4 protein-coding genes and 1 pseudogene are annotated in these 5,847 nt (G+C 64.1%); 1 reads left to right on the plus strand and 4 read right to left on the minus strand.

Annotation, left to right across the window (positions count from 1 at the left end; all coding sequences use genetic code 11):
* A partial coding sequence (locus tag LX12_RS21525; RefSeq protein ID WP_253656669.1) for a phage tail tape measure protein occupies positions 1 to 3,568 on the minus strand: 3,568 nt, incomplete at its 3' end.
* Between the two features lie 41 nt (positions 3,569 to 3,609).
* Between LX12_RS21525 and LX12_RS21530 the strand changes: the two genes are divergently transcribed.
* A complete protein-coding gene (locus LX12_RS21530) occupies positions 3,610 to 4,035 on the plus strand; it encodes a hypothetical protein (protein ID WP_253656670.1) in 426 nt (141 codons plus the stop codon).
* On the opposite strand, the gene LX12_RS21535 is transcribed toward LX12_RS21530, so the two are convergent.
* The 3 genes and pseudogenes from LX12_RS21535 to LX12_RS21545 all read right to left on the minus strand — a co-directional run.
* Positions 4,036 to 4,383: a hypothetical protein gene (locus LX12_RS21535; RefSeq protein ID WP_253656671.1), complete on the minus strand. Its 348-nt coding sequence runs from the start codon at positions 4,381 to 4,383 to the stop codon at positions 4,036 to 4,038. It abuts the gene before it with no gap.
* A 44-nt stretch (positions 4,384 to 4,427) separates the two neighbouring features.
* Positions 4,428 to 4,904, minus strand: coding sequence for a hypothetical protein (locus tag LX12_RS21540; protein ID WP_253656672.1), 477 nt, complete (start codon positions 4,902 to 4,904; stop codon positions 4,428 to 4,430).
* Positions 4,905 to 5,032: 128 nt separating this feature from the next.
* Positions 5,033 to 5,847 (minus strand): annotated as a pseudogene (locus tag LX12_RS21545) (hypothetical protein); the annotation flags it as partial.

A 5,847-nucleotide genomic window follows, 5' to 3' on the forward strand; every position in this document is an offset into this window, starting at 1 on the left:
GGGGGCGCTGGATCATGGCGCTGTCGGGGAGGTTGTTCACCCCTCCCTGCGCGTACTTACGGATCGACCCGTCCGCGTTGTTCGCCAGTCCGGGGCCGCGGAACACCTGACCGCTCTGCGTGCGGTCACCGTAGTTGAGTCCGGTGACCTGCGCGTTGATGTAGGCGGTGCGGGCCTGCGCGGTCCGGTCCAACGCGTCGTTGACCAGCTGGATGTTGGCGAGGATTTTCTGCACTTCCATGCGGACCTGCGGGTTCGCGATGGTCTGATCCAGTTGCTGCAACTGCTGGATCGACACCGTCTTGCCCTGCACCAACTGGTCGATGATCAGGTTGGCCTTCGGGTCCGCGATCTGGCTGGCGAGAGAGCCCAACTGCTGCCGGGCGTTCTGGTCCGCGACACGGAACTGCGAATCGTTGAGCACAACTTGCGGATTCGCGTTGGTGTTGCCGGTCTGGATCAGCTTCGCCAGCACAGCGTTCAGAGCACCCGACGCGAGATCGTTCGCGCTGATCTGAACGGTCTTCACGCCGTTGCGGTCGATATCCTGAAGCTTGAAGCCCATCTGCTCGAGCGTGGTGCGGGTGTCCTTGGTGAGCTGCCCCGACTGAACCTCGACAACCTTGGGCTGACCGGCGGGAATCTTGCCCAATTCTGCCTGCACGGCTCCGAGGCCCTGCACCGTTTCGTTGGCGCCCTTCAGGCCGACAACAACACTGATGTCGGACAGCCCAAGCGTGTCTGCGGCGCGCTTGATATCGCCGATGCTGATGCCGTACTGGTTTGCGAGCTGCTGGAACGCCTGCTGGTTCTTCGCGTTGACGTCGTTCATGTCGGCGCCCGCGCTGGAAGCGGTGACAGTGGCGTCCACAATGCCCGTCAGGGTCTTCTGCAAGTCCGAGCCGTTCTGGCTCGTGGTGTTGATCGCACCGCCAGCGGCGATCAGCGCCTGCCCGTAACCCCGCGTCTGATCAACAGCTTCCTTTGTGGAATCCGCCACCTGACGCACAGTGTCGTTGAACTGCGCCATCGCGGCCTGCTTGCCGCGAGCCGGGTTCAGTGCGTCGAGAGCATTCTTCAGCGCATTCGACTTGTCCGTGGCCGACGCAGTGGAATCCGAGTACTTCTGCATTGCCTGCTGAAGTTCAGTGAAACCGGGGGTAGTGCGGCGGGCCGTCTCCTGCACGAGGAGGAAGTCGGCACGGGTCTGCGCCAGCTTCGAGGCGGCGTCCTTGCCGCCGTCACCCATCGCGACCAGCCGGGCACGCACGTTGTCGAACGCGCCCTGGTTGCCGGTGACCGCGGCCGCCAGCTGCTGGTCGCTCATCTTCAACCCGTCAAGGGCGTCCTGAGCGCGCTTCGCGGCATCCGCGGCAGCGTTGGTCTTGTCGTAATTTGAGTCGGCGCCACCGAAGGTGATGGCCTGCTTCCAGGTCGATGTGTCGCCGAGCGCCCCCATGAAGCTCTGGCGTTTCTTCTGCACAGCGTCGTACTCGTCGCCGATCGCCGAGACACGCTTCGCCGCCAGCCCCATGACGTTGTCATCAACCGCGCCACGAGAAGCGAACAGCGCCTCGTTCAGGGCGGTTTGGGCGTCAGCGGTGCCTTTGATGGCCTGCTGCAAGCCCTCCTGGGCCGACTTGGCCTGCGCCGACGACGACGCGAAAATCCCGATGCCCGCAGTGACACCAGCCAGCGCGAGACCCATCGGTCCGCCGAACACACCGGCGATACCCGACCCAACAGAACGAAGGCCACTACCAACAGCGGCAGCAGTTCCGGCCGTCCTGCTGAACCGTGTTGCCCCCTCAGACGCAGTAATGAACGCGCCCTGCATCCGGCCGATCGCAGAGTATTGCGTGCCGAGAACAGCAACGGCGGAACCCATAACGCCGATCGACGTACCCGACATGCGGGCAAGTGACTGCTGCACCCGCATCTGCTCAGTGAAGTTGCGCATCCGAGTAGTCGTTGCAGTGGTCTGACTGCTGAGAGTTGTCATCTGTGCACGCATGGCGGCCAGCGCTGGAGCGACGGCCTTGAACCCCAGCCACGCAGCGACACCCGCGACGACAAGCGGCTGCATCGCAGAGAGAACCGAGTTGGCGAGCTGAAGGATCGGAACTACGGCAACCGACAGGATCTGCGCGGCGGCCTCGAGAGCAGAGACGAAGGTTTCGACACCGACGACGGCGATCACTGCGCTGGCCTGACCAAAAACCTCGGCCAGCTTCCCGACCACGGGAAACAGTTCCTGCGCGGAATCCATCAGCGAGTCGAAGATGCCCTTGAGTCGGTCGCCCCACCCGCTGATCAGGTCCATGCCGCCGGCGCTCTGGAAGGCGTCGGACACGCTCGCAAACACGTCCTTGAACTTCTGGCCGATGCCGGATGCGCCGTCGGTGATGTTGCCGATCGCATCAGCGGCCCACGTGGCGGCGGCGGTCAGTGGCCCCTGCACGGCGTCGTAGAAGGCGAGACCGGCGTCCTGGGCTGCGTTCTTGAACTTCTCCCACGCACCCGGCAGGCCGTTCATTTTCGCGGCAGCGACTGCGGCGGCAGCGCCCTGCTGGCCCATCGCGTCGCGCATCTTGTCGAAGCCCTGCGCACCCTGCTGCGCGGCGACACCGGCGATACGTGCAGCGTCCGAGCCGAACAGGGTAGCGGTTGCCGCCTGATACATCTCCGGCGTCATCCGCTTCGACGCGGTTTGGAGCTGCCCGAAAAGCTGCTCCATACCGACAAACTTGCCCTGCGCGTCGTAAACGGTGAGACCAAGCTCTTGGATGGCGGCTTGAGCGGGCTTGCCCTGGTCGGTGAGTGCCAGCAGCGTCGACTTCAGCAGGGTGCCGGCGTCGGAACCCTGGATGCCCGCGTTTGCCAGGAGGGCGATCGTGGCGGCGGTGTCGTTCATCGACAGGCCGAACTGGTTTGCCACAGCACCTGACTGCTGGAACGCCATCGCGACGTCGGTGATCTCGGCCGACGACTGGTTCGCGGCGTTGGCGAGAATGTCTGAGGCGGTTCCCGCGAAGCTCGCGTCCTTTCCGAACGCCTGCAATGCCTGCGACTGGATCGTGGCCGCGTCAGCCGCCGAGATCTGCGCGGCGGCCGCCAACTGCAAGGTGCCACGGGCGGCCTGCATCGACTGATCGACCGTGAACCCGCCCTTGGCAAGCTCCACCATCGCCTGCGCCGCGTCGACACTCGACGTCGCCGCGAGCTGGTTGTCGGTGCCCAGTTGGCGGGCCTTCTCCGACACCTGAGCGATCTGCGCTGACGACGCCCCAGCAACCGCCTGCATCGTGTTCAGGCTGGTTGTGAAGTCCATGCCAGACGAGATCGCCGACTTCATCGCACCCGCGACAGCGGCGATACCGCCCGTCACACCAGCGGCAGCACCGATGCCCTTCAAGCTCGATCCGAATGAGGACGCGAAGGAGTTGCCGGTGCTGCGACCCGCAGACGTGGCGTCACGCTGAGCCGAACCGAGTGCCGCTCGGATCTGCCGCGGAATGCCTGAAGTCTCCGCGACAACGGAGATGTACGCGGTGGCTAGCTCAGCCATACACACCTCCTGTTCGAATTGCCCGAACTAACATCGGGCATATGAAGCGCCTAGTTGTTGCGGCAGTCGCCGCACTTTTGGTTCTTGTCGCGGGATGCAGCAGCGGCGGGAGTGACCAGTCACCGAAGACCAGTGAGCCGCCGACGAATGATGAGATTGCCTCCCAGATAGAAGCGGCGTACGTGCCCGCCAAGGCATGCTGGGACTCGTTCCGAGACGCCTCATGTCCGTCGGTTTATGCGACCGTTCAGAGGTCGCTAGCCGGCCCATATGAGGCGTTGCAGAAACAGGGAGGGCGCGAACAGTCGGTGCGTGAAATCGCTGCCGCTGAGCAGAAGTGGAACGACTGGCTGGAGCGTTGCATCGATGACTACACCGCGGTTCGCAATGCCAGTTTCTGCCTGCAAGAAAGGCCCACTTCAGGCGATCTTGACGAAGCTGTGAGTTTGGTCCGTCAGGGCAAGTAGCTAACCGGCCATGATCTCGTTCGCCACGGCTCGAGCACGGGCCGCGGCGTCCGCGCTCTCAGCGGCGTTGTCCACCTCATCGACTTCCTCGGCGGGTAGCCCGTAGCGGGTCTCCCAATACGTTTGAGGTACATCCTGGCCGTTCAGGATCTTCGCGACCTGCCAGTAGCGGCTTGAGGACTGGATGGTCGCAATCTCCGACAGCAACCGCACCTCGGGGGTTTGCAGCCGCCAATCCGGGTTCAGTTTGCGATGCAGTTCCGACATGGGGTCCGAGAAAGCCCGCATCACGATCGCTTTGAGATCCGCCCACGAAAACCACGGCTTGCCGATATCCCGCAGCCTCATACCGCGGTCGATGACGTCCGAGGCGATGGCCTCCCCGTGCTCTGTCAGGAGTCGGCGGAGGCCACGGATTCCCCCACCGTGACCGGCGCGACGTCCTTCTTGTTCAGCTGGTCGAAGATCCACGTGATGGTTGCCTCGGGCAGCTTCGTCGACGAGATGAGGGCGGTGTAGTCCTCGTCATCCATGTACGGCTTGATCCAGCGGATCTTCATCTCCCGCAGGAGTTCACGCTTGCGTTTGGGATCGCCATCGCCGACAAGCTTCGCCTTCTTCGCGGGAAACGGCGTGCGCTCATCTTTCGGCAGGTGGTCGTTGTCGGTGTGCCAGTCGGTGACGTCCTTCTCGTCGGTCACCATTGCGCTGGCCCACTCTTCGTACTCATCAATCTTCTCCGGCGGCATCCACGCAAGGAACGGAGCCTCGATCAGCACCGGCTCGTCGCGGCCGGGAACAGGAACCGCCAGCTTGCACAGGTGATCGGTGGAGACGGGTGCTACGGAGTAGCCCTCGGGAACAGACATGGGGTGACCAGGAGCCCTTTCTTGGATGGGTGGACGATGATCAGGAGCCATGCCCCGGCCTGGCAAAAGGTCGCGGCTCCTGGTCAGAGAAGGGGAGAAACCCTTCGCCAGGCCGAGTCAGTCGAACGTCAGGAAACGGTGACGCTCGGGTTGGTGCCGCCGGTGAGGCCCGCACCACTCGCGGTGAGGACACCGCCGTTGGCGAGGGTGACGGCGTAGGGGCCGCCAGCCGAACCGGTGACGGTGGCGTTGCCCGTGCCGACGGTCGACAGCGCCTCCAGGGCCGAGTCGACAGCTGACGGGGCCGCGTTGTAGGCGATCCCCGACGTGGTCTGGCCACCGACCGACAGGGTGAACGTGCCACCGGCCGGCGAGCCGTTGATCGTCACCGTGTAGTTCGCGGGCACCGCGAGAACACCGTTGTCGCGGTACTCCTTCAGGAACTTGCCGTCCGAGCCGCGGAACACCTTCCAGGTGACCTCGTACTTGGTGGCGTCGTTGTAGACGTCCTTGATCTCCGCGATCTCGGTGACGCGGCAGATCTCGGCGACGTACAGCTTGCGCTTCGCACCCGACTTCACCGCCACCACGGCCTGCTGGAACGGCAGCTGGTCGGGGGCGTGGAAGATCGTCATCTGCTCGCCGTGCGACCCGTTCGCGGCGGTGACGGTCACGTTGTCGGTGCCGTACACGCTCTTCACGAGGTTCAGGTTGTCGACGTCGAGGAACGTGGCCTTGAAGCCATCCGAGAAGTCGTCCTGCGGCGACACGTAGTCGGCGCCGTCGAAGTCCTTCACGTCCTTCGAGGACCGCTTGTACATGATCGACAGGCCGTCCTCGGCGAGGGTGCCGAGGTCGAGTGCCTTCCATGCGTTGGTCAGCGCGGACGGTGCGGCGCTGGTCGGGAGGGCGAGGACACCGGTCGGACCGGCGAAAACCACAC

The sequence above is a fragment of the Williamsia serinedens genome, from assembly GCF_024171725.1.
Classification (GTDB): Bacteria; Actinomycetota; Actinomycetes; order Mycobacteriales; family Mycobacteriaceae; genus Williamsia_A; species Williamsia_A serinedens.